At 67.3% G+C, this 26,523-nt stretch carries 23 protein-coding genes; 5 read left to right on the top strand and 18 right to left on the bottom strand.

The features are described from left to right. Window positions 1–396, bottom strand: a complete 396-nt coding sequence (locus IE250_RS09345; protein WP_189668977.1) for a DoxX family protein — start codon at window positions 394–396, stop codon at window positions 1–3. Between the two features lie 80 nt (window positions 397–476). On the opposite strand from IE250_RS09345, the gene IE250_RS09340 reads away from it, so the two are divergent. Continuing rightward, complete coding sequence (locus IE250_RS09340; protein ID WP_189668976.1) at window positions 477–947, top strand: hypothetical protein; 471 nt, start codon at window positions 477–479, stop codon at window positions 945–947. Here IE250_RS09340 and IE250_RS09335 read toward each other — a convergent pair. From IE250_RS09335 to IE250_RS09310, 6 genes are all read right to left on the bottom strand, one after another. Further along, window positions 937–1,377: a very short patch repair endonuclease gene (locus IE250_RS09335; protein WP_189669178.1), complete on the bottom strand. Its 441-nt coding sequence runs from the start codon at window positions 1,375–1,377 to the stop codon at window positions 937–939. The genes IE250_RS09340 and IE250_RS09335 overlap by 11 nt on opposite strands. A gap of 244 nt (window positions 1,378–1,621) precedes the next feature. Further along, window positions 1,622–2,383 (bottom strand): DUF6339 family protein, encoded by a 762-nt coding sequence (locus IE250_RS09330; protein ID WP_505909243.1) that lies wholly within the window; start codon window positions 2,381–2,383, stop codon window positions 1,622–1,624. Then, complete coding sequence (locus tag IE250_RS24465) at window positions 2,380–3,279, bottom strand: hypothetical protein (RefSeq protein WP_229872285.1); 900 nt, start codon at window positions 3,277–3,279, stop codon at window positions 2,380–2,382. The genes IE250_RS09330 and IE250_RS24465 overlap by 4 nt, the downstream gene beginning before the upstream one ends. Continuing rightward, window positions 3,276–5,243 carry a hypothetical protein gene (locus IE250_RS09320; protein WP_189668974.1) on the bottom strand — a complete coding sequence of 656 codons (1,968 nt, stop codon included), beginning with the start codon at window positions 5,241–5,243 and terminating at the stop codon, window positions 3,276–3,278. The genes IE250_RS24465 and IE250_RS09320 overlap by 4 nt, the downstream gene beginning before the upstream one ends. Further along, window positions 5,240–6,259, bottom strand: a complete 1,020-nt coding sequence (locus IE250_RS09315) for a PD-(D/E)XK motif protein (RefSeq protein ID WP_373301643.1) — start codon at window positions 6,257–6,259, stop codon at window positions 5,240–5,242. The genes IE250_RS09320 and IE250_RS09315 overlap by 4 nt, the downstream gene beginning before the upstream one ends. Beyond that, window positions 6,256–8,805 (bottom strand): Z1 domain-containing protein, encoded by a 2,550-nt coding sequence (locus tag IE250_RS09310; protein ID WP_189668972.1) that lies wholly within the window; start codon window positions 8,803–8,805, stop codon window positions 6,256–6,258. Before IE250_RS09310 ends, IE250_RS09315 begins: the two co-directional genes overlap by 4 nt. A gap of 233 nt (window positions 8,806–9,038) precedes the next feature. Here IE250_RS09310 and IE250_RS09305 point away from each other — a divergent pair, with 233 nt between their 5' ends. After that, window positions 9,039–10,583, top strand: a complete 1,545-nt coding sequence (locus tag IE250_RS09305) for a DNA cytosine methyltransferase (protein WP_189668971.1) — start codon at window positions 9,039–9,041, stop codon at window positions 10,581–10,583. 145 nt (window positions 10,584–10,728) lie between these two features. Next, window positions 10,729–12,363, top strand: a complete 1,635-nt coding sequence (locus IE250_RS09300) for a TIGR02391 family protein (RefSeq protein ID WP_189668970.1) — start codon at window positions 10,729–10,731, stop codon at window positions 12,361–12,363. A 492-nt stretch (window positions 12,364–12,855) separates the two neighbouring features. On the opposite strand, the gene IE250_RS09295 is transcribed toward IE250_RS09300, so the two are convergent. Next, window positions 12,856–13,335, bottom strand: coding sequence for an ATP/GTP-binding protein (locus tag IE250_RS09295; protein ID WP_189668969.1), 480 nt, complete (start codon window positions 13,333–13,335; stop codon window positions 12,856–12,858). Window positions 13,336–13,817: 482 nt separating this feature from the next. Next, window positions 13,818–14,489 (bottom strand): hypothetical protein, encoded by a 672-nt coding sequence (locus tag IE250_RS09290; protein ID WP_189668968.1) that lies wholly within the window; start codon window positions 14,487–14,489, stop codon window positions 13,818–13,820. 379 nt (window positions 14,490–14,868) lie between these two features. On the opposite strand from IE250_RS09290, the gene IE250_RS09285 reads away from it, so the two are divergent. Then, the gene (locus tag IE250_RS09285) at window positions 14,869–15,393 is read left to right on the top strand and encodes a PDDEXK nuclease domain-containing protein (RefSeq protein ID WP_189668967.1); all 525 of its coding nucleotides are present in this window, start codon (window positions 14,869–14,871) and stop codon (window positions 15,391–15,393) included. 14 nt (window positions 15,394–15,407) lie between these two features. Here the strand turns inward: IE250_RS09285 and IE250_RS09280 are convergent, their stop codons facing one another. Beyond that, entirely contained in the window at window positions 15,408–16,259 is an 852-nt protein-coding gene (locus tag IE250_RS09280; RefSeq protein WP_189668966.1) for a hypothetical protein, read from the bottom strand. Window positions 16,260–16,285: 26 nt separating this feature from the next. Continuing rightward, a complete protein-coding gene (locus IE250_RS09275; RefSeq protein ID WP_189668965.1) occupies window positions 16,286–16,723 on the bottom strand; it encodes a DUF6318 family protein in 438 nt (145 codons plus the stop codon). A gap of 393 nt (window positions 16,724–17,116) precedes the next feature. Here IE250_RS09275 and IE250_RS09270 point away from each other — a divergent pair, with 393 nt between their 5' ends. Continuing rightward, window positions 17,117–18,361, top strand: coding sequence for an asparaginase (locus IE250_RS09270; protein ID WP_189668964.1), 1,245 nt, complete (start codon window positions 17,117–17,119; stop codon window positions 18,359–18,361). 165 nt (window positions 18,362–18,526) lie between these two features. Here IE250_RS09270 and IE250_RS09265 read toward each other — a convergent pair whose 3' ends face one another. The 7 genes from IE250_RS09265 to IE250_RS09235 form a co-directional block, all read right to left on the bottom strand. Further along, the gene (locus tag IE250_RS09265) at window positions 18,527–23,074 is read right to left on the bottom strand and encodes a LysM peptidoglycan-binding domain-containing protein (RefSeq protein WP_189668963.1); all 4,548 of its coding nucleotides are present in this window, start codon (window positions 23,072–23,074) and stop codon (window positions 18,527–18,529) included. Beyond that, window positions 23,074–23,493 carry a pilus assembly protein TadG-related protein gene (locus tag IE250_RS09260; RefSeq protein ID WP_189668962.1) on the bottom strand — a complete coding sequence of 140 codons (420 nt, stop codon included), beginning with the start codon at window positions 23,491–23,493 and terminating at the stop codon, window positions 23,074–23,076. The genes IE250_RS09265 and IE250_RS09260 overlap by 1 nt, the downstream gene beginning before the upstream one ends. Further along, on the bottom strand, window positions 23,490–23,924 hold the full coding sequence (locus IE250_RS09255; RefSeq protein WP_268247796.1) for a TadE/TadG family type IV pilus assembly protein: 435 nt from the start codon (window positions 23,922–23,924) through the stop codon (window positions 23,490–23,492). Before IE250_RS09255 ends, IE250_RS09260 begins: the two co-directional genes overlap by 4 nt. Then, window positions 23,921–24,301 (bottom strand): TadE family protein, encoded by a 381-nt coding sequence (locus IE250_RS09250; protein WP_189668960.1) that lies wholly within the window; start codon window positions 24,299–24,301, stop codon window positions 23,921–23,923. The genes IE250_RS09255 and IE250_RS09250 overlap by 4 nt, the downstream gene beginning before the upstream one ends. A gap of 3 nt (window positions 24,302–24,304) precedes the next feature. Further along, window positions 24,305–24,601 (bottom strand): hypothetical protein, encoded by a 297-nt coding sequence (locus IE250_RS09245; protein WP_189668959.1) that lies wholly within the window; start codon window positions 24,599–24,601, stop codon window positions 24,305–24,307. Window positions 24,602–24,687: 86 nt separating this feature from the next. Further along, a complete protein-coding gene (locus tag IE250_RS09240) occupies window positions 24,688–25,608 on the bottom strand; it encodes a type II secretion system F family protein (protein ID WP_189668958.1) in 921 nt (306 codons plus the stop codon). Between the two features lies 1 nt (window position 25,609). Continuing rightward, entirely contained in the window at window positions 25,610–26,488 is an 879-nt protein-coding gene (locus tag IE250_RS09235; protein ID WP_189668957.1) for a type II secretion system F family protein, read from the bottom strand. Between the last annotated feature and the right edge of the window lie 35 nt (window positions 26,489–26,523).

Raw genomic sequence — 26,523 nt, 5'->3', positions numbered from 1 at the left:
CTACTTACGCGTCGCCGCCACCGCCCACGCCACGAGAACCGGCTGACCTAGAAGCCGCAGCCCGCGCTTGCGGTCGGTGTCCAGGCCGAACGCGTCCCGGTGCTCCACGAACTGGGCGATGTTCCCGGGGAAGATCGCGACGAAGAACGCGGCGACGAGGGCGCCGAGCCGACGTCGGGCCGGCTGCTTCCACGTAGCGACGAGTGCGGTCCCGAGGCTGATCTCGACGATCCCCGACCCGACCACGACCGTGTCGGGATCGACCGGGACCCACGTGGGGACCTGCGCCCGGAACTCCTTGCGCGCTCGGGTGAGGTCGCCGATGCCGGCGGTGAGGAGGAAGGCACCAAGGGCCAGTTGGCCGATGCCGCGAACGATGGTTCGGGTCGTCGCCATAGATCCATGCTGGAGCACGATTTCGGGGAATGGAAGCTGCTAGCGTTCCCGCCAAGCTCGGTCGACGAGAGGCTTTAGCGATGCAGAAGGATTTCGTTCCACTGTCAGCAGCTGTACGCGCCGTTCCGGACGCCGTCAGTTCAATTGTGGACGCTGTAGCCCTGGTGGCACCCCGCCTGGCAACTGTGGTGACAACGCAGGGAAGCATCAAGAGCGACCCGCTGCGTGAGCTGTTGGGGCCAGTTCTGTCTCCGTTTGCCATCACACCGGGCGGGCAAGCGAGCTTTGCAGCCAAAGGAATTGACTTCACCGGGCCTGATCAACGGATCGGCGTCGCGCTTCAAGCGGGTCGCGCGTTCGCGAACAACGGAGCCATAATGTCCGTCCTGGCGTCCGCCTCGTCCCCGGACATCGACTGGATGGTTGTCGTCGTGCCCGAGATCTATAAGTCGAGCAGGGTCTATCCAAGGGTGCTCGATCAACTTCACGACCTGCAGGGCGCACATGGGATTCACCTTGATCTCCAAGGTGTGATACTCCTCAGCTACTGATGCCTGCGGTCGAACTTTCTCCATGCAAGACCCGCTCGACGACTCCGGCAGCTTTCGCCATGTTCTCGTGCTCCCAGAATCGCAACACGGTCCATCCGAGCGTGGCTAGATGCTGGTCTGTCTCTCGGTCACGCGCGACATTGCGAGCGAGTTTCTCCATCCACCACTCAGAGTTGGCGCGTGGCTGAGTGCGATGGTCAGGGCAGGCATGCCAGAAGCAACCGTCGACAAAGACAGCAACCTTCGCCCGCGTGAAGGCGACGTCGATGCTTCGTCGAGGTCGACCGGGAACCGGGTAGACCACCCGATACCGCATACCTCGCGAGTGCAGGATCCGACGCAGGTCCAACTCTGGTTTGGTGTCCTTGCGGCGGGCGACGCTCATGCGCCGGCTCACTGCCTCGGACGAGGCATCCGGGCGAGGTCCCATCGGAATCACTTGTCGAGCCTATCGAGGGTGCTGCTCCTATCCCGACGAGATCGCGGACGGGATCTGCCGCACATGGCAGCCTGACCACGCAAGGGGCGCCTGGGTTCGCCACCACGGCATCGGCCAGGTCCACAGTGTCGTTGATCTGCGCGGTTGCCAATGCATGGACCAGCCCTGCGGCGCCGAGATCACGTCCTCCTATTCGGGGATGTCATCGGCAACCACTTCCGTCAGTGTGGCGCGCTCAGGACTGCATCCGCCCGATCGCCTGACGGGCGATACGCCTCAGCTCGCCGACCAGGGCGTGGTCGTCGAGCGCGTTGAGGGAGAGGAACGGAACCACGCGGTTCAGGACCATCAGGGTGTTGCGGAACGCCTGCCGGTCGTTCACTAGGGCGAGCTCACCGTTCTCCCGGAGCTCGCTCCAGACCCGGATCAGGTTGCGGACGATGGTGGGGCTGGCACCGATCTGCTTCCGCCGCGAGTAGACCTGGTCGAAGTCCGCCTCACCCAGAATCTCCAGCACCTCGTACGGGTCCTCACGTGCTAGGTCATGGATCAGGTCGGCCCGCCACCAGAGCCTGCCGAACACATGTCGAGTGATGTCGGTGTGCATCACACGATCGCCCGGTGGAGCTGGGAAGCGCCAATACGCGACGTCCGGAAGGAGCACGAGTGAGAGGAACGCCCACATCTCTCGGGCCGCGGCCTCAGCGGGCATGACCTCCATCGACCGGTGCAGGAGACGCGCCAAGGCAACGTCAAACTCACCCGCTCGTTGAGCCTTGTGCGGGAATCCGTGCTCTCGGGCAAGGTCACGCACAGCGGTCGACAGCGCGCTCAGCTTCTCCACCGGAACTCTTGCTCCACCGGTCGCGACATAGACAGCTGAGTCGTCGTGGGTACGCGCACGATCCACGAGGTCATTGGGTGAGGGCACCGCTGCGAACTCGTCGAACAGCTGCTGCGCCCGTCCTCCGATCAAGCGGGGGTACAAATAGCTCACGAATCGCCTCCGAAGATGCCCACAGCCGCCTGCATCTCTGTCGCCATCAATGACGGGCTGTCCTGCATCCGGAGTCTGACGTCCTTGATAGTCCGGGCCCCGAACATCTGCCGGAAGACGTCGAGCATCAACGCCCCTAACGTCTCCTCGCCGTAGTTGGCGTCATCAACGAAGTCTTCGCGACTCAACGCATGCTCGACCATCGTGCGGGCCACGTCGGCATACACGGCAGAGAGCACGAGGGAGTCGGCTTGTCGCGGCTTGCCGGCACGGCTGAATGCCTCAGCGACGGCCTTGTTTCGTTCGTTTACAAGCAGGAGCAGCGACCCCATCGCCGCCGAGTCCATCGACCCGCTGACCTCGAGGTGCCAGGCGGCGGTGTCAGGAAGCGTGGAGGGCCCGAAGTCGACCACCGCGATCGGGAACTGCGACGCACCACCCTGCAGTCGTATCTCCGAGCGGTGCTCCCAGAGCATCGAGCCGGCGCGGTGCGGTGCCAGGGCATCCACTTCCGCGAGCGCCTCTGGCACGACCAAGAGTGTGTCGATACTGAGAACTCCGCCGACCTCGGCTCCGGCGATGGTGAGGTCAAGATGATGCGTGGCGTATCCCCGTCCGTCGAGCCGCTCAAATGCGGAGCGCCCGCGCAGACCCGAGCCTGTTGAGTACCAGACGACGCTCAGAGCTAACGGAGCGCCAGCAGGGAGTCGGCACTGTTCCCGGATCGCTTCACCGTCGACCTGGACCTCTCTGCGAAGACGCAGGTCGAGGTTGTAGTCCCAACCGTCAAGCGACTCGGGCAATTCGACCTCTTCCTCGCCCAGGAGGAGCCGCCAGGGCTGAGCATCGACGGTCGAGGACGCGGGGCGCAGGTACGGGTATGCGATGCGGCTCATGCTGCTCCCTCAGCACGGACGTCGACCACAGTCATCGTGTCCTGTACCGGCTGGATGACAAGCTGCCACGTGCCCTCGCCGTCACTGTCGACGGTCGGTGTGCCCCGTTCTTCGAATGTCTTGTCCGGCCGGGTCCAGCCCAGCACCCGGGGTAGGTCTGCACCGTCGGTCTCTCGGCCGGATCCGTCCATGGAGACCGCTATCGACAGGACGCCCTGCAGGGCGATGTCCCGGCCCGGCGGAAGCCGGAACTCCTGGACGAGGACGGTCTGCTCGTTCCTCCTGGTCAGGAACGGTTCACCGGTGTACTCGACCCGGATCCGGACACGCCGGAGGGGCCGGTCCCCCGTGGGGCCGGGCCCTCCGTTCCAGGAGGAGCCGCTGGTCACAGCTGCGCTCCCGCCATCTGCACTGCCACCCGCGTCGGTTCCGCCTGCGTCGCTAGGGGCTCCAGCAAGAGCTGGGACACCTGCTGAGCCTCGTCCACCACCGATCAGGGCAGTTCCTCCGCCGAACCCGGTCGACCCTCGCATCAGACGTGAGAAGTAGTTACTCGCCGCGCCAAGTGCCACATTTTGGCCGTCGGAACGGACGCTGACCTGGAGGCCTGCGAGCTCCTTCTGGATCTCACGCAGGCGACGGAATACCCCTCTGACGTAGGTCTTCTCCTCGAATGGCAGGCTGTCGGGGTTCCAGGCGTCGTGGGTCGGCGGTTCGGCCCGAGCGAAAGTGTCGTCCAACGAGGAGTCAGCCCGGAAGACGCCCGCGTACCCCTTGAGCTCGGCAGCAGGCTCGATGCCAGCCTCGTAGGTCACTACGAGCTCGGCGGCCCGCATTAGGCAGATGTGATGGACCAGGTCCTTGTCGAAGCCAGCGGTTTGGGCTGCCCTCGTGAGCTTCCACGGAGGAACCCAGGTGTCATTGAGCCCGAGCCTGCCGAGCAGGCGACGCGGCCTCTTGGTCTCGATCGCCCGCGCTCCAGGACCGTTCATACGGCGGTACGCCTCGACGAACATATTGATCGGCAGGGTCGTCTCAGGGTCCGGCACCTCGTAGCGCTGCCCATCGACGGTGACGTCGAAGAGCATGATCGGGCGGCCGTCGTATCGTGGCAACATCTTGGGCCACAGCTGCCACATGATCGTCTCAGCCAGGTAGGTCCCCACCTCCTCGGCCTCAGACATGCCGTCGTCGAGTTCGGGGTCGATCACGACAACTGTCGTCCCGCTCTCGTCTGGCGCGAACCGTTGGAGGCCCAACCTGTCGATCATGGCCTCGGCCTCGTTGTCCACGAGAGGTTCGACGACTCCGTCGACCTTCCTCCCCCACCAGTGCCGCCCGGTGTACCGGGTGTCACCGGTAGCGGAGGACTCAGTGAAGCTGTGCGCGAGGGACGAGCCGATCAGCCGTGTCTGCAGGCGTCCTTCGAACTGGGCACGCGTATGAATCAGGACCGTGTGAGGCCTGGAGAGCATGAAGAAGATGCCCTTGCCGAATCCGTACGTCCCCCCACCCAACTCGGTGTCACGAGGTTCACCCACGTTCCGTACGAACGTGATGAAGTCACGCCGCTCATCTGTGACGACATCGGCTCGGGTCGGGCCGCCGAGCCCCTTGGTCCCGCGGTCGGATACGGCGAGGACGCGGATGGAGGTCGCGTTGAGGGACTTGCGCAGAGGGAAGTTGTCGGCGTTGCGCGGACCGCCCTCCAGCAAGAGGCTCCGCCAGGCATGCGCGTGCGCCGGGCCCACCGTGTGCAGATCAAGGCCGAAGCGTACGTTCGACCCGGGCTCGTCGGACCGCGCGTCCCAGCTGTTCTGGGCGGCCTCCCGGACGAGAACTGTCAACAGGTCGAGCGAGGGTCTGCCGAGTTGGCTCCTGATTCCCTCAGCAGCTGAGGCACCCTCCGGCGGATAGGCCTGGGAGTCCCAACCGGGCCTGGTCATGAACGCGATCCCGGTCATGCGAGTCCACTCACGAGCGCCTCCAAGCGCTGGTCGACGGCTGTGGCACCTAGCGGAACTGGCGGCTCCGCCGTCAGATCGACCGCGTAGGTCACGTCTGTCACGGTTTCGGGTACTGACGCACGATCGAGCGCCGAGCGGGTTAGCCGTGGGAAGACCTCGTCCACGTCGTACCAGCGTTCGTCCGCGACGACGTACCGGTGGGAGTCGTTCGCCTCGTTAACGCCGGGGACATAGGCGGCACGCGCGAGAAGAGCTCGAAGAGCTGGTCCGTCGTCGGCGAGCGCGATGACCTGTTGCGCGAGATCGAGAAGAGTGACCCCTTTCCCGGAACTGCTCGTGTCCACGAGCCGGAACCAGGCCAGGAGGAGGTCACCGTCTACCGGCTCCTCCAGCTGGTCCAGCCCGTGTATCTGAACGAAACGGCCCTCGGTGAACGTCGTGGCCTTGACCTCGATGTCGAGCGAGCCTCCCTTGAAGTCATGATGCTCGCCGAGTGGGCCGACCCAGGTGCGATGAGCACTCGTATCATTCTGGAGCAGCCGTCGGAGAACGAGGAGCTCGCCGTACAGGCCTGAGGCCTTCTGATCGGACAGGATCCCGATTGGACTGTCGAACAATGACTGCCACCGGTCGATCACGTTGTAGACGGCCCCGAGCGGCTTCTGCTCCAGCCCGACCAGCCTGGTCAGGACCTCGCTGCACACCCGGTCGAAGAGATCGTCGAGCTCATGGCGGAGGCAGGACAGGTCTGCGTAGGTTGTGTGGCTTTCCTCGCCCTCCAGGGTGCGCTTCCGAAGTGCGAGACCTGGGCCCCTCAGCCCGGTTCGGACCCGAGACGAGGAAAGGATCGGCACCAGCACGTGATGGAACCCCTCAGTGTCGACGGCGAGCGCCACGGGCCCCCAGGCTGTCTCCTGCTCGAGCTCGTGAACGCGGACCCTGGTCCCCGACGACGGCGCCATCGCCAGGAGCCGCTGCCAGTCCGACGCGAAGCCGCGAGACCTGCCTGTCACTCGTCCTCCCCGTCTACGGCGCTGAAGTCTTCCTCTTCGATCACTATTCCCGAGAGATCGGCCTGGATGTAGCCATGGGCCTCTGCGTCCGGGCCGACGGCCTCGGGGAACACAAGTCCCACGCCGATGACATGGTCGTCAGCCCCAAGGCCCACACGGAATTCCTTAGCCTTGTCTGTCGCCGGCTCGGAATCCTTGTCGATCGCGTACAACACGAGGAGTCCCGATCGTCCAGCTTGCTCCTCCCGCGCCCGCATCAAGTCCTTCTCGCTCACTCCGGCGAACTTGCCGCGGAGGTCAACAGCTGCATCCCTGCGGCTCATCAGTGTCTTGATGTCCGCGTAATCATTCCTCGAGTCCTCGAGGCGCGAACGGATCACCCGACCGACTGTGACTTCGTCGCTGAAGGAGAAGGCGTTGGCGTTGTCTACAGGGTTGCCGATGACAGCGATGCTCCAGCTCCGCAGCGAACCAGCGTTCCGGACGCGTTTCTGGATGTACTCGGTGAGCATCTCCGAGGTCGCCACATCCCAGTCCTCGTGGAACGAGTACTCGGTGAGGAATCCCAGCACTGTCGTGTACGGGACATCGCGGAAGACGTGCCTGGGTCCGTCGTTCGTGTGCTCGACGGCCTGAGAGCGGGCCGCGGAAACGAGGTTCCGTGCCGCCTCGATATTTCTTCCGAGCCACTCGGCGTTGGTGTGGAAGTAGTGCGTCTGGAGCCGCTGACCTCCGTACGATGCCGAGGCGCGCACCGCAGACTGCATCTTGGCGCGCGCCGTCACCAAGAGCGACGGATGGGTTCGAAGCCTGACCCCGAACTGCAGTGGCGTCAGGTTCTCGGTCATGTAGCGGTCAATGTCCCGGCGCATCTCGTGCTCGACGACGGCGATGTGCCGGAACCAGTTCTTGAGCTCGTCGGTCATCCAGATCCGGGGCAGATCGGCATACCCATTGCGGAACCCGAACCACCGGCCCATCTGCAGCAGAGTGTCGTACGCGGAGACCGCACGGACGAAGTAGCTGACGCTGAGCCCTTCCAGTGTGAGCCCTCGCGACAGGGTGTTCCCGCCTACCGCGATCGCAACGACCGGACCGTTCTCGTAGTCGAGCCGGTCCTCGCTGCTCGAGTTGTCCATCACCACGCGGCAGTCGCGAATAACTCCGGGCAGCTCCACGACCAGGGCATCGAAGTCGACCTTCGTCTCTCCGAAGGCTTCCGCGGGGACGCGTTTCGTCTCGCCGTCCCACGCGGTGCGCAGCCGGTCCAAGCACTCCGGGTCCTTAAGGCCGCCGGAAATCCTGTCGAGAAGGTCGAGCAACGGTCGTCGGTAGCTGAGGTGCACAGCTGTGTTCACGCTCGTATGGATGAGCATCGTGTTGTGCGGATTACCCGTTCCACGGACCCGTCGAGCCGCAGTCGTGAGCAGGAAGTGCTCGACCGCATCACGAAGCGACCCGACCATCGCTGGCGAGAACGTGTCGATGTCGGCCCGCTTGAGTGGTCGGACGAGCTCGACGTCGTCTTGCGGTACCTGTCGGATCATGTCGTAGCCGTCTGACACGTCCTCCGGGTCCTCGCCGTCCACGGAGTCCCGTCCGAAGATCACCTCGGTCCCGAAGTGTCCCCGCGGCTTGGGAAGATTGGCCACGAAGTCGCGGGGGTAAAGATCCTGCGCGCTCGGGTCGATCAGCAAGTTGGCGAACGGGGTGGCGGTATACCCGATGTAGACGCTGCGCGGAAGGCTCTTCATGATCCGGAGGATCAACGGGTTGATCTTCTTCGTTGCGACCGTCGCTTGGTCTGCCTCGTCGTCGATGATCAGGGTTGGTGTGTCCACGAGGAACTGGGACGCACCCTCGAGCCAGTTCGCGAGCTTGGTGAGCACGCTGCCGTTCTTCTTGACGACGCAGAGGACCTTGATCCTGGAGCTGGTGCCGAAAAAGCTGGCGGGGTTGGCCGTCGGCCGGAAGTCATGCTCGGAATCGGTGAGCTGGTGCCACTGCGTCGGATTCGGTTCGACGAGCTGCTGCTCGAGCCTGCGCTGAGTCTGACGTCGTAGACCGTTGTGGATGCCGGACAGGACGATGACGAGCTTGTACCCGCGGTCCGCCGCCTTGGCGATGACGGAGGTGAAGCTGGTCGTCTTCCCCGACTGCACATAGCCCACCACGAGCCCCCGCGACCGGAACGTCTTCTCCTGCGGATGGTTGAGCAGCGAGACGATCCGGGTCGACGACTCGTCGAGCGACTCGATTCCGTCGTCTTCCCATCCCTGGCGGCGAAGGATCTTCTCGACGGCCGGCCAGTACTTGTCCGCCTTCTGAGGTCCGGTGTACCAGGTCTCCCGGCCGTGGTCGACGACGACGTGCGGTTCGTCCAGCTCCTTGACCTCGAGCACCTCCGCGTCGAACCGAGCACGGATGGCCTCGATCATGTCGTCGGGAACGCCAAGAATCGTGAGCTCCTTGATCGCCTCGACCGGAGTTCTGGTCTCGAGGTTTCTCATAAAGACGCCGTAGGCCCCGTCGATCGCACCGGACATCTTGGGACTACCCCCCGTGTGGTCGTCAGTTGCTCTGCACAACAGGCACGAGACTAGCGTCAGCCAAGGTGCCGAACCATGCCTTGTCGACGAGGCCTTCCCCAGTTCATCCGGGTGAACTGCCAGCGGACAGCTGCTGCACGGGAGTGCATCGACGAAGGTGCGTCGTCGCACGTCAGACATAGGCCGGCTGCAGACGACCTACGGGCCGCTCCGGCTGTAACATCTCGTGCATGCCAGCACCGCGCAGCTCCCCCGAACCCATCAGGGTGCTGGACCTGTTCGCGGGATGCGGAGGGCTGACGGAAGGCTTTCACCAGTTCCAACCGGAAGGCGGTCCGGGGCGTCCGGCCTTCCGCAGCGTTGGTGCCGTGGAGTGGAATCCTGCCGCTGCGGCGTCCTATGCGAAGAATTTCGGCGCCTCGTCGAAGCGGTACCACGTCTCGGAGCCGCCGGATATCTACCGCGGCGACATCGTCAAGTGGGAACCCCGATGGAAGCCGGGTGAGATCGACGTCGTGGTCGGCGGCCCACCCTGCCAGGGATTCTCAGCTCTGAACCGGAACAAGGTGGGCGCTGAGCGCAACGAGCTCTGGCAGCAGTTCATCAGAGTTGTCGTCGCGGTCCAGCCGAAAGTCTTCGTCATCGAGAACGTCGATCGATTTATTCGTTCCCCGGAGTTCGCCGACCTGAAGAACCGGATCGGGAACGGCGACCTCAAGAACTACATGCTGCCGCCCGCCCCTGGGACGAAAGACAATGACACCCCCCAGCAGCGTGACCGTCGCTACCTCCTGAACGCCGCTGACTACGGGGCGCGACAAGCACGTCGGCGGGCCATCATCATCGGGGTTCGCACGGACGTCGACCTTCGGGTGGGCGGGATGCAGTACCCGGAACCAACACATTCCAAGGACGCTCTGGAGCATCGTGCGGACATTGACGGTCTGCTTGTCCCTGTCGAGCAGAAGTCATGGCTCACGATCGACGAGGTCTTCGACCGCACTGACAGGTTGCCCTCCCCTGGTACGGATCTCCCCGACCGCACCATCGCTGTGGTCGAGGCCGGCGGTAGTTTCGAAGGGCCTTTCACGACCGCGGACCTTCACGTCACGCGGAGCCCGGAGTCAATTTCCCTTGCCCGGTACCGCGCCATCCCGCCGAACGGAAACCGCAAGGACCTCACGAAGAAGTTCGCCTGCTGGTTCGACGACGGCAGCATGGTCCTGCTCCGGAAGATCGGCGCGGTCCGCGACGACGAGGGGAAGCTGGCGCTTCTGGGACGCTACGCCGAGGTGACCGAGGCCACATCCACGTCAGGAACGTACTCGGTGGCACAGCGAGATCTTGAGCCCACGATCATTCAAGGGCGGTCCGGGCGCAACAAGGCGCAGGCCTACGGTGTGACTCTGCGCGATGGCGACCGCGAACGGCATGCCGTGCTCGAGTACCTGTCGACGGACTCCTGGGACAACCACAACGCCGGATCGGGCGACGTGATGGGACGGCTTCGACGCGGGAAGCCTTCCGTGACGATCCGGACCGAGTTCTTCAAGCCTGAGAAGGGCCGCTACCTGCACCCGACAAAGAATCGACCGATCACCCACTACGAGGCCGCGTTGCTCCAAGGCTTCCCCGAGGGCTTCGTCTGGTGCGGGTCGAAGGTCGAGATCGGCAAGCAGATCGGTAACGCAGTACCGATCCCGCTCGGAACGGCGATCGCTGGCGCCATCCACAAGTATCTGCGCCCAGGCGCAGGCGAAGCATCGGCACACTGAACACTCGAATCACCACGCGACTGAAATCACAAGTACGCAGGTCATATACCTTGCGGACGCCGAAGGCCCTTGCCATGCTCTCCCGAACAGAGCACCACCCCAGGGTGCCCTGCTGCCTTTGGCAGGGGGTCGACAAGGAGTCTGCGTGGCCAAGAAGCTCAAGCTCTCGTTCGACCCGATGACCATTGAGCACCTCGGCTTCCGCATGTACTCGCGACTGCCCAACGCAGTAGCGGAGCTCGTGGCGAACGCCTATGACGCCGACGCGAACAACGTCCAGGTCGAGCTCGACACCACGGGCTCGCAGAAGGTCACCGTCGCCGACGACGGACACGGCATGTCCAGGGACGATCTCGCCGACCGCTACCTGCGCATCGGACGCAACCGACGCACCGACGATCAGGGCCTCTCACCCGGCGGTCGACGGGTCGCAGGGCGCAAGGGCCTGGGGAAGCTGGCCCTCTTCGGCATCGGCAAGCGCATCACGATCCGCACCAAAGTGACCGGACAGCGTTTCTGGACCGAGGTCGTCATGGACTGGGATGAGATCAAAGGCACCACGGGAGGCGACTACCATCCGCGGACCACCCAGCTGCCCGCCAATTCCACGGTGTCGAGCGGCACGACGATCGTCGTCGAGGACCTCCAACGCACCTCCCGCGCGAGCGCGGCAGATCTGGCACGCAGCCTCTCCACGCTCTTCAACTACTCCGACTCAGGATTCCTGCTCACCGTGTCCGAGAACGGTGGCGTGCCGATCGCTGTCGACCGGGAGCTCAGGTACTCCGCGATCACGACGGAACTCACCTGGGACGTGCCCATCGAGACCGGCGTCGGCGGGTCCGCACCGCCCATTTCCGGGAAGATCTTTGCTTCCAAGAAGCCGCTGTCGCAGAACATGCGTGGGATCACCATGTACGTCAAGGGGCGTCTGGCGAACGACGCCGAATTCTTCGGTGTCTCGGAATCGAGCCATGCCTACTCATACCTGACCGGCTACATCGACGCCGACTACCTCGACGACGAGGCCACCGATGTCATCGCAACCGATCGCAGCTCGATCGACTGGGAGGATCCTGTCTCGGCACCCCTGAGGGCATACATGTCGGCGGCTCTACGTGCGGTGTCCGCCCAGCGAAAGTCCGAGCGCCGGAAAATCCAGACCGGCCACCTCGAACAGCGCATTGGCAAGGACCTCGGCGGCTGGGTCTCGACCGTGCAGGACGAGAAGGTCAAGAAGTCCCTTGAGAACGTCCTAGCGGTTGTGGTCTCGCCGGACACAGACATGTCCGATGACGAACGGGACCAGCTCATCCAGGGTCTGAACGAGATCGCACCCGAGTACGCGGACATGCATTGGCGGAGCCTGCATCCCAGTGTTCAGGCTGCTGCTGAGACGCTCTACATGCAGGAGAACTACATCGCTGCTGTGGTAGAGGCCATCAAGCGGTACGTCAAGGACGTTCGAGCTGTCAGTGAGATTGGCGGGGCCGAATTCAACGTGCTCCAGGGAGCATTCGGCGGCGAGAGCCCGAAGGTCGACGTTGCTGCCCCCTACTTGCCGGACACGATCTCCGAGACGACCGCCAAGAATCTCCGAGTAGCCCATCGGATCTTCTCCGAAGGCATCTGGCAGGGTTTTAGGGACCCGATCCAGCACGAGATGTTCGAGGATCTGAAGAAGAAGGGCGTCTTCACCTACCAGGACTGCCTGGACGCGCTCGCTTTCGTCTCGCACCTTTGTCGACGGCTCGAGCTTGCAGGCACCAGCGGTCCCTGAATGCCAGCCTTCGGCCAGGCATGAAAGTTATTCTCGCCATGCCGCAGCTGCACGGCGTCGTTCTCCGCCGAGCTGAGCACAACACACCTCAGACACCACCAACGGAGTCGACCCTGGATACCAGGCCTGAGCAGGAGGCGGCAGATTATCGTCGGTCGTCACCAATCGCAGGACGAAGTATGGACTGGAGTTGTGATAAGCACTGTCCTGCGCACCGCCCCCAGGCGGGTACCCGAAGGCACCGTACGGCTCACCATTGTCTGCGACCAGCTCGCCAAGAGATCGAACTTCGAACGTGCGGCAACCTCGCGGGAACCCATGAGTTGCCCTCCGCTGTCGACGCCAGCGGAGATCACAACAGCCGCACCCCGAGGACAGTTACGGCAGTGCGGGCAGCATCAGAGGCCCTTGGCGCAGCTGGTCGCGTGAAGTCTGCCAGCCCAAGGCCGGCCCGCGAGCTCGGAATCCGCTGCATGTCGGGGCCCGGGTGAGTCAGTCCCGCACGAGCGCCTGGAGCTCGCCAATTCGGACCTGGGTGCTGTTGCTCTGCGCTGGAACGTCGATCTGGCCGGTCTGACCGCCGCCTTGCCACTCAACGACCCAGTAGGCCGTGCCCGTGAGCGTCAGGGTGCCCGGACTGCTGTTTAGGTCGGCCCCGAATCCACAGGTAGGGGACGGCTCTGCGCTGTTGCGGCCGTCATAGGGCGTGCCGGGCGCATTGGCCCCGTCACAGGTGATGGCGCCAACCGTGGCGCCGTTCGCGTCGGTGAGAGTCCACTCGACACGATTGAGCGTGCCTGTGGCGCTGACCGTAAGCCCGCCATCACTCGCAGAGCGCACTATCGGGCCGACCGTGTTCTCCGCGCGATTGGCGATCCACAGCCAAATCGGTAGGCCAATTGCGCCAACGGCATTCGGATCGTTGGTGGATGCCGGCGGGGTAGAGCCAATTTCGCCCATGGACAGGTTCATGGAGGCGACTGCGCGTTCAGCGAGTTCGCGGGGGGATGGTCCCGGAGCGGTGGGCGCCGTCGGAGACCAGTAGAAACTTCTGTCTGGGCACGGCATCGGGCCGCCTACACAACCTGGAGGATTGCATTCAAGGACGACGCCGTCATCGTTGCCTTCCCAGACGGGGGCAGACTTCGGGGGCTGCGGAGCAGCGGTCCGGGTATAGCAACGCCCGTCCCATACACCGAAGGAAGTCGAACATGGGATCTCACGCTCGTTGAACTCGCACGTCTGGCTCCCGCCGCCCGGGCCGCCATCACCTGGTTCACCGGGGCCATCACCACCGTCATCGTTGTCGCAGATGATCTTTACAGTCCCGTCGGGGAGAAGGACTTCGCGGCACTCGTCTGCGGCCGTCGCTGGAGACGCGACGAGCAGCATGACAACCAGAGCCAGGCCAAGTGCGAACGCAGCGGGCCCTCTCCCTGCCCTGCGGGCGGCGCTCAGCATGCCTGCCCCACGTGTCGGTCCTCGCCATTCACGGTCCAGACGCCGTCTACTCCTTGATGGAGCATCACATACGTGAGCGTGTACCTACTCGGAACTCCCGCAGCCCGAGGGATTTCCTTGCCGTTCTCTTCAAACGTCGCAACGCCCGAGAAGTCGACACACACGTCCATCGTCACGCGCTCGAAACTCGCGTCGTCGGGCTCGTATTTGGTCACTTTCATGGAGTCGATGCTCGCGGCGCCAGTTGTGTACTGGCCAGACCTGACGCTCTCCTCGTACGCCGTCGCCAACGAGGCGGCAATGGCCGGGTGCCCCCAAAACTTTGAGAGCTTCTTCTCCCAGTCCTGGTACCCATTGTTCGCAACCAACGCCGTCGTGCTGTAGTACTCGACGAGCTGCGCCTTTGCGTCAGCGATGTTCTTCGCCTTGATCTGCTCCGGCGTCGTCGGCTTGGGTGACGGTTTAGGAGCCGGCGAAGCCGAGGGGCTCTCGGAAGCAGACATCGACGCTGAGGGCGATGACGAGCCCGGGCCGGGGATCGCACCTTGGACCGTCTCCGGCCCGAACACTCCCGACCGCACGACCGCGAACCCGGCCACCGCTATGACTGCGACCCCGATGAGGACGGCGATGGTGCGCGTGGGCGTGATGGCGGACGAGACCATCCGGCGACTCCCTCAACTTCGGGCAGAACTCAGTGAACACGGCCGTCACCAAGGGTGCGCTATATCCGTCTTCCCGGCAAGGCGCTTCCGTGATAATTCACAACATCCCGCCAACGTAGGACAACGGCCGTCCTGGATCTCGTCATGACCTCGCCCAGGCCTGCCTGATGCCCGTGCGGTTTCGTTGCGTATACGCAACTCGGGTGGCGGATGCTGCAAACCCTCTACAGGCTTATGCCATGAGCGTTTCCACCGCCCAAGCCGCAATCGTCCAGCAAGTTGTTGGACGACCGCCGAGCGAGTCACTTTGGCAACTGCTCATTGCCGAACCTCCCAGCGGCCACGCCAGCACTGGCGACCCGATCGCGAGGATCGATTCGTGAGCATCTTCCAGCGCACCGACTTTCGACCCGAGGGGTTCGAGGACGTCATCGGCGAGCTCGTCGACTCGATCCGGCGGACGTTCGCGGGCATCATCGTCGACCATCTCGAGGATCTGCTGGCCGTACCGCCTCGACACATGTGCCTGGTCGACCGGCATCTGAGCCTCATGGAGGGCGAGCGCGACTACACCATCGACCTGCTGCTCTTTCATGTCACCCAGATGCGCTACATCGCCATCCAGGTTCAGGTCGGCCGCTTCGACCCGGCCCTCGTCGCCCGCGCCCGCTACGCCCTGGACCTCGTGGACGACCTCGTCCGCGTTCCTAAGGTCCATGCCCCCACCGTCGGCGTCCTGCTCTGCACCGACGCCGCAGCCGATCAGCAGCCTGGCCCCGTCGCCATCACCCTCTATGAGGGCCTCACGCCCGCCGAGGAGGCCGATCTCCCGCTCTCCGTCGAGCTCATTGCCCTGGTCGATCGCTGCCTCGACACCACCGACGTCAAGTCCGGTGCCCCCTGACCGATGCGCTCACATCAGCCGCCATACAGGTCCTCCACGAGCCGCGCCCTCGCCTCCAGGATCTCCAGGCTGTCCGACGACGACACCGTCGTTCCCTCTCCCGCCACGTCCCGCCAGGTGGGCTCGCCGGCCAGCCGGAACTGGCCGCGCCACGTGGTGGTAAGCGAGATGGTCGCCGCACCCTTCTTCGCGTAGGCGTGGGCAATCGTGTGCGCCGGGTACGGAGCGCCGGGATCGGTGGTGGTCAGGGGCGCCGAGCCATCTCCGAAGTCCCAGGCGTAGGTGTTTGGCACCGCCCGGATCTCCACTGGGATGCCGAACAGGCTGGTGCTCAACGTGCGGGGTGTCGTGTCGGTGAAAGCGATCGTGTCGACGTTGACGAGGGTCCAGCCGTCCGGCGGTTGCACGTTCACGTCCGACGGAGCGATCTCCATCTCCTGGAAGGCACGCGCCGCGGCCGCGGGGATGTCGATCTGCTGCCGACGCTCGGCCAGGCAGGACTCCTCCTCGACCAGCGCGGCGTCCGACCACTCGCCCGACACTCGACGTTGCTCGAACAGGGCACCGACCGGCTGCTCGTCGTCCTCGCATTCGATCCCGGCATAGGCGAGCTGACGGCCCTCGGTGCAGGATTCGGCAAGGACGGTGGCACCGCCGAGATCCCGCAGGAAGCACATAGCGGGGGTGATCCGCCATTGGCGTATGGGCGGCAAGGCAAGTGCAACCCCGGAGCTGTCACCCGACGCGGGCGTAGCGTTCGAAGCTTCTGGTGGAGCAATCGCTTCAATTGAGACCTGATCATGCTCCGACGTCCCACTGAAGGTCGGTTGTTCGTTGGACTGACTTGCAGCCAGAACCAACGCCACGGCAACTCCCACCGCGCTTGCCGGACTCATGGTTCAGGCCTCGGCGCGATCGCGACGACGACCCAACGATCATTCTTACGACCGACTTCAACGCGGTGCTCCGACACTTGAGCCTCGGCTGACGAAAACACAGATCCATCAGCGTCCACGGTCTCGGACGCTTCTTGCTTGACCTCAACATCTAGCGGATAGATGCCGGTCAGATGATCCTGAAGGTACTGGTCGAGGACCTTTACCGCGGTCTCCCCGCCTTGGAAGTTCTGCTCCCGATCCTCGATCCGATCAGCGTCCTTGAGGGCCTGTTCGCAGAACCCGCACGCCCGGTGCGACATCGCCTTGAACTCCTCGGTATCCCCCGTCGCCATCACGTACGGGTAGAGCTCGATAAAGTACTCCGCCGCCGCCGCCGCGCCCTCCGCGTCGTCACGCTTCATCGCGTCCGGGCGCTCCGGCTTGGCCGGCACCGACGGAGTAGGGCTAGCGGAAGGGGACACCTCCGACGTCGGCTCCCGGGTCGAAGACCCAGCAACGTCCGGATCCGGCGTCGATCCCGTACACCCGGACAGCGCCAAGCCGACCACCACGACCAGCCCCGCCATACGCATCGTCGCGCCAGCCATCCGCGTCCCCCTGCCCCTCACGCCCCACCGTTGCGTATCCGCAACGGCCGGGAATGACGCTAGCCGGGCCCACGCGATCCGGAAAGTGGGCCCTGTGGACAACCTGGGGGTCTCGACAGGCTCGACCAACGACCGACCAGCTGGACCAACGGTCGACCCACGTCAACATCCGGGCAATCCCGTCGAAACTCCTGACCCCTAGCGTCGACGACAAGCCGACCAAAGGGGAAGAAACGTATGCCCACAGTCATCGCCCTCACCCGGCGCACCATCGCGGCCGCGACAGCCGCAGTCCTCGGGACGGCGACGCTCGCCGGCGCCGTCGGCTGGAATATCGCCGCCGGCCAGGCGCCCGCACCCGTCAGCGTCCAGGCCGCCGGGACCAACCCGCTCGGCATCCAGTCGGCCGGATACGAGCAGGCCACCGCCCTGAAGGATCGCAAGCCGAAGGTGGTCGTCGTCGCGACGGGCGGCACCATCGCCGGCAAGGCGTCCGGCCGCGACACCTTCACCAACTATCGCGCCGGTACCTACCTCATGGAGGACATGCTCGACACCCTGCGCCCCGAGCTCGACGCGGTCGCCGACGTCTCGTCGATCCAGTTCGGCAACGCGGGCTCGTCGGGCTACTCGATCGCCCAGTTCCACGAGCTCACGCTCACGGTCGAGGAAGCGCTGGAGGACGCGGACGCCGTCGTCGTCACGACCGGAACGGACACCCAGGAGGAGTTCGCCTACTGGCTCGACCTCACGGTCCAGTCCAAGAAGCCAGTCATCACCTCCGGCTCCATGCGCCCCTGGGGCGCGGGCGACGGCCCCGACTCCGACCTCATGTTCGGCACCGACGCGCCCGCCAACCTCTACAACGCGATCAAGGTCGCGGCCTCCCAGCAGACCTACTGCTTCGGCACGGTCCTCATGCTGAACGACGAGATCCAGGCTGCCCGCGACGTCACCAAGACCAACTCGTACCGCACCGATACCTTCCAGTCCCGCGAGTACGGCGTGCTCGGCTGGATCGACGGCGACACCATCACGCTCGGCCGGGCACCGGCCCGCGTGCTCGACTGCGACGGCAGCCACTGGTACACGCCCTTCGACCTGTCCGACGTCGGCCCCGAGGACCTGCCGAAGGTCGAGATCGCAATGTCCTACCAGCAGGCCGGCGGCGAGGCGATCGCCGGGTTCCACGAGGCCGGCGCCACCGGCATCGTCACGGCGGGGACCGGCGCGGGCGGCATCTCCCGCGCCATGGGCACGGCCCGGACCGCCGCGGTGGCCGACGGCGTCTGGTTCGTCTCGACGACGCGCACCGGCTCGGGCAGCTCGTACGGGACCGGCGACGGCGTGATCGCGGGCGGCGACCTCACGCCCGTCAAGGCGCGGCTGCTGCTCCTGCTGTCCCGCGCGTTCACGGACGACATCGACGAGGCCCGCGACTGGTTCGAGGACTACGGAACCCCGACCTTCGGCCAGGACTGACGGGCCTCGACAAGCTCGGTTGCCACGCCATGGGTCGAGCTTGTCGAGACCCGCTCCAGGGTCTCGACAAGCTCGACCAGCGGCAGGCTCGATCGACCGAGCTGGGTCTCGACAAGCTCGACCACCGAACGGCTCGACCAGCGAACAGGTCGACCAGCGAGCGACCTACCCCCGCGGGCTTCGCGCCGAGTCCGCTCCACGACGGCGGTCCTGCTCGTCCACCTGAGCCAGCAGCTCCTCGGTGTCCGGCTCGGGCTCCATGGCGAGCTGCTCCAGGTGGTCCCGCAGACGGTCGACGAGCCGGCCCACCGCGTCCCGCCGCCCGGAGGCGATCTCGGCGCGGATGCCGTTCCGCCACGACCGCTCGTCCACCGGGTCGGCGAGCCGCCCCACCTGGGACGCGTGCCGCGCCATCGCCACGTCGCCCGCCAGCAGCGCGCGTCGAGCCACCTCGTGGGACACGTCCACCACACCCGACGACATCGTGTGCATCAGCTGCTCCGCCCACCCGTATTTGCGCAGCGGCACGCCCTCGAACGGCCGTCCCCGCACCAGGTCCAGCGCGGCCAGCAGGTCCGACGTCGGCGTCTGCGCGATGTCCGAGCCGACCAGGTCGCAGAACGTGTGCCAGTCCGTGGTGACCCCGCGCAGCCGGTAGCCAGCGGACTCGAGGTCGGCCTGGCCGCCGTCATCCGCGGACCAGTAGCGCGGCAGGTACTCGTAGCCGTCCGGGTCCGTGCCCAGCCAGCGCCGCGCGCGCGAGACCGCCGAGCGCCGCGTCGCCAGGTTCGGCTCGCGCGACGGCCACAGCGCCTTCGAGATGTCCGAACCGCGCGAACCCGGGTTGAACGCCAGGAACGCGATCAGCTCGGTGGCCTGCCGCTGGTGCGTGGAGGGCATCTCCACGCCGGTCGCCCCTGCTAGCTCGACGTTCCCCAGCACGCGCACCACCGGTGGCTTGGCCTCGGCCGGCTCGGCCACGGGACCGGTCTCGGCCGGTCCCGAAGCTTCGACAGGCTCGACCGCCGACGCTGGTGCAACGATCGGTGTCCCCAGCGGCGGTGTCGCCACGCTCACCGCGGCCCTCGCCCACGGCGAGAAGCGCTCACCCTGCGTCGTCGAACCGCTGCCGGCCGCCCCGACCGCGTAACCGGGCGAGGGCGCGAGGCCCGCGGCCTCCCCGACCGCCACGTCCGAATCCGCGGCACCGGCGCGGACCACCTCCATGGGGATCTCCTCCAGCGTCGGTTCGGTGCGGTCGATCGAACGGCTCCACGCGGGACCAGGGGCGGTCTCCGGGTCGGCCAGCAAGGCCAGCGCTTGCGCATAGGTGGCGGCGTCGAGCTGCTGCGGACGCACCGCGATGTAGGCCGGCATGAGGATGCCGCGGGTGGTGTCCCCGTTGGTGAGCTCGCCGGTGAGGTCGAGCACCCAGTCACCGACCTCCGCGCTGGACGTCACGGCCGCGATCCCCACGCCGGGCACCCGCTCGACGAGGCCCTCGAGCCGGGCGCGCTCGGTCAGGTCGAGCCGCTCGCCGACGAGCAGGATCTCGGGCGTCCAGGCGTCGGTCGCCAGCCCGCGGCCCCGCGCGTCGGCCACGGCGGTAGCGCCCACCTGGGCGAGCGTACGTTCGACGTCGGAGGCCCGGGCCTCCAGCTCGCGGAGGATGCCCGCAAGGCTGGAGACGTGCCGGACCCGGCCCGTGTCGACGACGCCCGGCAGCTCGCCGAGCGTGCCGACGACGGTGACCTGCAGGTCGTCCGCCCACAGGCTCGTGGCCAGCTCGACCGCGAGCGCCGCGAGCGTCGCCTGCGCGGCGACGTCCGTGCCGCGGATGTCGAGGCACGCGAGGTTCTCGAGGTCGAGCATGAGGTGCGTGTCCTCGTCGTCGTGACCGACGGTGACGAGTGCCGGGTAGGGCGCCTCGCCGTCGGTCTCGACAAGCTCGACCCGCGAGTCGGTGGTCGAGCCCGTCGAGACCCGCGAAGCCGCGTCGGCGTCGCTCGCCGCGAGCTGCCAGACGAACCTGTCGGTGGTGCTGGCCCAGGGTTCGGGCAGGTCGGCGGCACGGTCGAGGTAGAGCTCGACGAACTCGCCGCTCTTCAGCCGCGCGATGCGCACCCCGGGGAGCGGCAGGCCACGTTCGCGGTGCCACAGCGCGAGGCCGCGCAGCGCACTGTCCACCTGGCTGCGCCCGAAGGGGTCCTCGACGGTGCGCAGGTCGAGCTCGAGCGCGCCCGCCGGGGTCTCCGGTCCCGGCACGGCTATCGTCTCGCCCGGCTCGCGGCCCTTGCGCGCCCGACGCCGCTTCACGGCGACCAGCGCGAGCAGGCCTGCGGCGAGCAGCCCGCCGACGCCGACGGCGGTGCGGACCTCGACCGACTCGTCGAGGCCGTCGCCGAGGTCCGAGGCGATGTCGGATGCGGATTCGGCCGCCGACTCCAGGAGGGACGCGCCGGTCCCGGCCGGGGTAGCGGCGGCAGCCATGGTGCCGGACTGGGACTGCGGCGGGGCGTCGGTATCTGCCGGCCCGTCCTGGCTCTCGCCGGATCCGTTCTCCCCGGCCCCAGTGTTTGCGCCCTCCACCTCTACGGGCGGGAACGTCTCGACGGCGACCTCCGGAACGCTCTCCCCCGCGACCGGCTCGTCGCCCGCGATCTCGTCGGGCAGCACCTCGTCGGACGCCGAGCCGCCCCTCGACGTCGCCTCGACGTCGGAGTCGGGAACCGCCTGGGCGGGCTCCTCGATCAGCGGTTCCGCAGCGTTGTCGGTCGCCACGTCGTCGTCCGACGCCGGATCGTCGCCCCAGGTCGTACCACTCCCGGACGACGTCTCCTCGGCGGCGGGCTCGTCGGGCTCGTCCTGCGGCATGAGCTCGTCGGCTATCAGCCCGCTGCCCGGAACCGTGTCGTCCAGCGAGCGACCCTGCGGCGCCGACTCGTCCGGCTCGAGGTTCGGATCGTTCTGGAGGTCCTCGGGAGTGACCTCGTCGTACTGGGGCTCGGACGTCTCCTGCGGCGCGGGCGGCGCCTGCGGCACGAGGTTCCCCTCCGCGGTCTTCTCGGGTGCGGGCTCCTCGTCACCAGGCCGGCCGATACCTGCCGAGCCGGTCGCGGCGTCCGCGGGGTCGAGCTCGTCTGCGCCGTCCTGACGTGCGCCGTCCGCAGCAGGCGACTTCGGGGCAGCGTTCTGCCCCGCGCGGTTCGGCTCCTCGGCAGCCGGGGCCTCCCCGGCCGGCCGCTCACCGGCAGGCTGCTCCGCCGAGGGCGCCTGCTCCTCCACGACGTCGTTCCCCGCGCCGGCGGGCTCCTCGATGTCGTCCGGCTCGACCTCGACGGCGTCCTCGGGCGCCACCTCGGTCGACGGCGCGGTCTGCTCGGGGCCGTTGTCCTCGGCGGCATCGCGCTCGCCGATCTTCGCCCCGGCAGTGCCCGCGGCCCTCGATGCCTTGTCGTCGGCGGGGGTCGTGTCGCCGGACCCCTCGGCCTCGGGAGTGGACTGATCCGCGGCTGATCCAGCCGCCTCGCCCGCGGCCTCCGCCGCACCCGGCTTCTCGGCACCCTGATTCTCGGCACCCGGCTTCTCGGCGCCCGCGGCCTCCGACGTCGACTCGCCGGATGGCTCGTCTGCGCCCGGCGACCGCTGCGCCGCGCCGTCGGTCCGTGCACCCTTGCCCCCGGCGTCCGACGCCGACTCCCCCGCACCAGGGACCGTCACGGTCCAGCCCGGAAGAATGAGGTCGGGATCGGCGAGTCGCGCCCCGCCCGGCTGCTCCGTGGCGCGCGACGCCTCGTAGACCTCCGGGTACTTGGCCCCGTCGCCGAGCTTCTCCTCGGCGATCCCCCACAGGGTGTCGCCGGTCTCGACGACCACCTCGGCCGACTCCGGTGAATTGCCACTGGTGCGCACGTCGACAGTGCCACCCGTATCGGTGTTGTCGTCCGTGCCCGACGCCGCCGCCGGCAGCCTCAGCACCCAGCCCGGCTCGATCCAGTGCCCGGAGTCGAGCGCGCTGCCGTCGGCCTGGGGCACGCCGTAGTTGAGGTCGGCGATCTGCTTGAACCGCGCGCCGTCGCCCAGGGTCTGCTCGGCGATCTTCCACAGCGAGTCGCCCCGCTGCACGGTGTAGGTGGCCGACGGCGCCTCGTCCGCCTGGGCACGCTGGCCCGCATCGGCCAGGCCCCCACCCGTCCTGCCCGCCGCCTCGGCGGCGCCCGGCTGGACCGGAGCGGTCGCCACGGTCCCGGCCTCGCCGACCTCGACCGGCGTGGGCGCGGCCATCGCCGGCGCCACCGACGGCGCCGCCACCAGCATCGCGATCACTGCGCCGACGAGCACCGCTGCGGCACGCTGCTGCGCCCCGAGCCCACGCACGTGCGGCGAACGGCGGCCGCGCAACGCCGCGACCACCTCGATCACGACGGCGATCGCGAACGTCAGCCACGCGATCCAGCCGACGACCTTGACCAGCCCGAGCAGCACCGACCCGGTCACGTCGGGGCTGCTCAGCGTCGAGATGATCCGGTCGAGGCTGACGGGCCCGGTCCAGACCGGTCCGCCGAGTAACCAGAGGCCGATCGGGATCCCGACGACGAGCGCGACCAGCAGCAGCGCCGCGCCCAGCCCTCTCACCACTCGTGCGCCCGTGCCCCCTCGCGGTGCGCCCGGATCACCGGTCACCGCACGACCCTGGACTGTCGAGGTGCTCATCAGGATTCCTCCTGTCCTATACCGCGGACTGCTCGCGCCTCGGCGTCGGCCGTGACACTGAGCGAGCTGATTCCGATCAACGTGAGAAACGTGGTCTCGTAGGTGACCTGGGTACCCACGTTGACGGTGGCGCCGTTGACGGCGGTCACGCCGCCCTGCACGCCCAGCGCGCCGAGGGTGTCGGCGGCAGCCTGTGTGGCGCGCGCGGGATCCACCTCGGGGGGCAGTCCCAGCTGCGCGCGGTCGATCCGGATCTGTTGTGCGGCGGCCCGCGCTGCCTGGTCGGCGGCGTACTCGGCCTCGTCCTCGGCGTGCAGCCGCCCGCCGCCGTCGACCACCAGGCCGATGGCGATGATGAGCGCCGGCACCATGCCCGCCGCGAGGATGTTGACCTCGCCCTGCTCGCGATCCCTGGTCATGACCGCCCCCGGTAGGCGTCGAGCACCGACGTCCCGGTCGCGCTGATCGTCCGCGAGCCCGGCGCGCCCGGCAGCCCGAGGTCGCGCAGCGGCACCACGCACTCCACACGCACGGTGATGGTCCCCACGGTCCCGAGCGGCAGGGCGAAGGCGTCGGTGGTCGGCATGACCGACGTCGACGCGCACCGCACCCCGGAGTTCACCAGCGTCGACCGGGCGGTGGACGTCGCCTGCGCCCCGGCCACGGTCGCCGTCCGGCTGATCGACGCCGCCCGCGCGGCCTCGTTCGCCGCCGACTGCACCACACCCTCGGCGAGAACCAGCCGCCCCGCCATCACGAGCAGCAGCCCCACGAGCAACAGCATCGGAAAGACCACGGCGGTGTTGATAGCAACATTGCCCCGCTCGTCTCCGCCCCCACCGGCCCTCATGGACCCACCACCGCCGACGTGAACCGCTCTACGGGCCCGGTGGCCGACTGCTCCACCCGCAGTCCCCGGAACCCGGGCACGATCGACGGCGCGAGCCCGACCACCGTCGCGGTAGCCATCTCTTCGCCACGCGTCACCGACACGTCGACCGACGCGAACGCGTCGCCCCCGCGGGCGAGCCGCGCGGCCGCCTCCGCGTATCCGGAGTCGATGCTCCCGCCCTCGACGCGCGCGGCCTGGACGGCCCCGTTCGCCACGGACTGCGCCGTGTTCTGCGCGTGGAAGTAGAGCACGCCCTGCACCATCGCGAAGATGAGCATCAGGACGATCGGATACGTGAGAACGGTCTGCAGAGAGGCGGCACCGCGTTCGTCCATGCTTTACGGCCCCCCGAGCTGCGCCATGTAGCGCTCGACGAGCCCGCGGATCGCGAGCCCGAGCGCGACGGCGATGCCGAGCCCAACGACGGACAGCACCACTACCTCGATGGACTCCAGGCCCGCCTCGTCGGGCTCACCCGAGCGGCCGGCAGCGAGCCGACGGCGCAGCTCGGCGGAGCGCTCGGCGAAGCGAGTGTTCAAGCCGTCGGCGCGGCTCCGCGCCGAGGCGGTACGCAGCGACGCGCGTGCGACGGCGCGCGACGCCGCCGACCGGCCCTGGCTCAGGTGCTGGTTCATGTTGACTCCTGGGGTGCTTGTCGACTTCAACAAATGGGTAAGAAGCGGCTCGTGTGACACCGGGGTGCCACCGGGGGCGGGCCGGTTCAGGGGGCAGTCTGAAACATAGTGACCCCGATTGGGAAGATAAGCATCAAAAAGTACACAAAAACCGTCATGGTTCCGGGCACAGTCATCCGGACCGTCGCATCGTGGGCGAGCTGCTGCTCGACGTCGAGCTGCGAGTCCCGCATCGCCGCCGCCTTCGACTGCAGCTGGTCGTGGATGGCCGAGCCCTGCGTGCCCGCCAGCTCCACGATCGAGGCGACCTCGCCGAGCGCGTCCACCTCGACCTCCTTGCCGAGCTCGCGCAGCGCCACCCACGGCGGCTGCCCCTCCCAACGGCTCCGTTCGAGCGCCGCGGCGATCCGCCGGAACGGCCAGGACCCGGCGACCTGCGCCGCGGCGAACGTTGCCTGCGTCGCGCCGGCACCCGAGATGCGCTCGATCGCGAGCAGCTCGAGGTACGTCGACACGGCCCGCGAGAACTCCTGCCGGGCGCGCTTGGCCTTACCCCGCGCGTCGAGGTCGGGCAGGAACCAGGCACCCAGCGCGAACACGAGCGACGCCCCGAGCGGCACCGACACCGGCATGCCGAGGTTCATCAGCCCCACGCACAGCCCGATGAACGGCACCGCGACGAGCGTGATGACCGTGCCGAGCGCCTTCTCGCCGTAGTGGTCGGTGGCGGTCTTGCCGATCAGGTCGAGGTCCGCGCGGGTGGGGCCGCCGCGGCCCAGCACCGCGGCGGGCAGCCGGCGCTGCGCCCACGCGCCGAACACCTGGGTGTACCGCTGGGTTGAGGTGAGCTCGCCGCCGTCGGTCACGGTGATGGGCTCGACCTTGTCGTCACCGCTCAGCCGGTCCAGCGCGGACTGGAGGCGCGGCGTCGACGGCAGGAGCTCGCGCACCACGAGGAACAGGCCGAGGCCCGCTACCAGACCGGTCGCTACCGCCCAGGGCCACATATCAGGCCTCCCGCTCGTCGGGCAGGAACCTTGGGATCGGCTGCCCCAGGCTGATCTTGCGCATCCACAGCAGGCAGACGACGTACGCGCAGAAGAGGACCACGGCCACGACCTGGCCGAGCGGCGAGTCGTACCCGCTGAGATACCCGGTCATCGCCGTGGCCCCCAGCACCACGAGCGTCACGATGGTCACCCAGCGCACCGTCGCGCGGCCGGTGGCCCGCTCGGTCTCGATCTCGCGCCGCGCCTTGGCCTGCGCCGACAGGGACTCGGCGAGCTGCCTGAGCGCGGGCGCGACGGCGCCGGTCCGGTTGTCCGACTCCAGGATCATGGCCGACGCGATCATGTCCGCCGAGTAGTCGTCCATCTCCTCTGCCCACCGGTACAGCGCGGGCTTGATGGGCTGGCGCGCCTCGAGCCGCGCAACGAGCCGGGCGAGCGACGGCCGCACCGACGGCGCGGCGCTGTGCAGCGTCGCCGCGATCCCCTGCTCCAGTCCGACGGCGCCGCCGGACAGCACGCCGATCAGCGACCGCACCCAGGCGGTCAGGTCGGTCAGCTTCTCGACCTCGTTCGACTTCGTGGTCGTACGGAACAGCGACGGCAGGCCCACGATCAGCACCGGAACGATGAGCACGAGCGACCACCAGCCGGTCAGGATCCCGATGACGAGCCCGGCGGCCGCGCCGATCCCGACCACCTTGCGCTGCGGGTACAGCGGCCCACCCTTGGTCAGGCCGAGCAGGCGGAGCAGCCCGTGGAAGGGCGGGGTGGTGCGGACGGGCTTCGGCGTCGGCTCGTACTTCTGCGTGCCAACGACGACGAGCCACACCCCGAGACCCACACCGAGCCCGGCCAGCACCGCGATCAGCGTGGTCATGCCGTCTCCTCTCCGCGTGAGCCTGCGGCTCCGCT

This window comes from Promicromonospora soli (genome assembly GCF_014653785.1).
Classification (GTDB): domain Bacteria; phylum Actinomycetota; class Actinomycetes; order Actinomycetales; family Cellulomonadaceae; genus Promicromonospora; species Promicromonospora soli.
The sequence above is the reverse complement of the archived record's forward strand: the minus strand, read 5'-3'. Positions and strand labels throughout refer to the sequence as shown.

What these genes read in the sequence shown, in the direction of transcription:
- IE250_RS09345 (WP_189668977.1), bottom strand. Translation starts at nt 396, where the DNA reads ATGGCGACGACCCGAACCATCGTTCGCGGCATCGGCCAACTGGCCCTT.
- IE250_RS09340 (WP_189668976.1), top strand. Translation starts at nt 477, where the DNA reads ATGCAGAAGGATTTCGTTCCACTGTCAGCAGCTGTACGCGCCGTTCCG.
- IE250_RS09335 (WP_189669178.1), bottom strand. Translation starts at nt 1,377, where the DNA reads ATGGGACCTCGCCCGGATGCCTCGTCCGAGGCAGTGAGCCGGCGCATG.
- IE250_RS24465 (WP_229872285.1), bottom strand. Translation starts at nt 3,279, where the DNA reads ATGAGCCGCATCGCATACCCGTACCTGCGCCCCGCGTCCTCGACCGTC.
- IE250_RS09320 (WP_189668974.1), bottom strand. Translation starts at nt 5,243, where the DNA reads ATGACCGGGATCGCGTTCATGACCAGGCCCGGTTGGGACTCCCAGGCC.
- IE250_RS09310 (WP_189668972.1), bottom strand. Translation starts at nt 8,805, where the DNA reads ATGTCCGGTGCGATCGACGGGGCCTACGGCGTCTTTATGAGAAACCTC.
- IE250_RS09305 (WP_189668971.1), top strand. Translation starts at nt 9,039, where the DNA reads ATGCCAGCACCGCGCAGCTCCCCCGAACCCATCAGGGTGCTGGACCTG.
- IE250_RS09295 (WP_189668969.1), bottom strand. Translation starts at nt 13,335, where the DNA reads ATGAACCTGTCCATGGGCGAAATTGGCTCTACCCCGCCGGCATCCACC.
- IE250_RS09290 (WP_189668968.1), bottom strand. Translation starts at nt 14,489, where the DNA reads ATGGTCTCGTCCGCCATCACGCCCACGCGCACCATCGCCGTCCTCATC.
- IE250_RS09270 (WP_189668964.1), top strand. Translation starts at nt 17,117, where the DNA reads ATGCCCACAGTCATCGCCCTCACCCGGCGCACCATCGCGGCCGCGACA.
- IE250_RS09265 (WP_189668963.1), bottom strand. Translation starts at nt 23,074, where the DNA reads ATGAGCACCTCGACAGTCCAGGGTCGTGCGGTGACCGGTGATCCGGGC.
- IE250_RS09260 (WP_189668962.1), bottom strand. Translation starts at nt 23,493, where the DNA reads ATGACCAGGGATCGCGAGCAGGGCGAGGTCAACATCCTCGCGGCGGGC.
- IE250_RS09255 (WP_268247796.1), bottom strand. Translation starts at nt 23,924, where the DNA reads ATGAGGGCCGGTGGGGGCGGAGACGAGCGGGGCAATGTTGCTATCAAC.
- IE250_RS09250 (WP_189668960.1), bottom strand. Translation starts at nt 24,301, where the DNA reads ATGGACGAACGCGGTGCCGCCTCTCTGCAGACCGTTCTCACGTATCCG.
- IE250_RS09245 (WP_189668959.1), bottom strand. Translation starts at nt 24,601, where the DNA reads ATGAACCAGCACCTGAGCCAGGGCCGGTCGGCGGCGTCGCGCGCCGTC.
- IE250_RS09240 (WP_189668958.1), bottom strand. Translation starts at nt 25,608, where the DNA reads ATGTGGCCCTGGGCGGTAGCGACCGGTCTGGTAGCGGGCCTCGGCCTG.
- IE250_RS09235 (WP_189668957.1), bottom strand. Translation starts at nt 26,488, where the DNA reads ATGACCACGCTGATCGCGGTGCTGGCCGGGCTCGGTGTGGGTCTCGGG.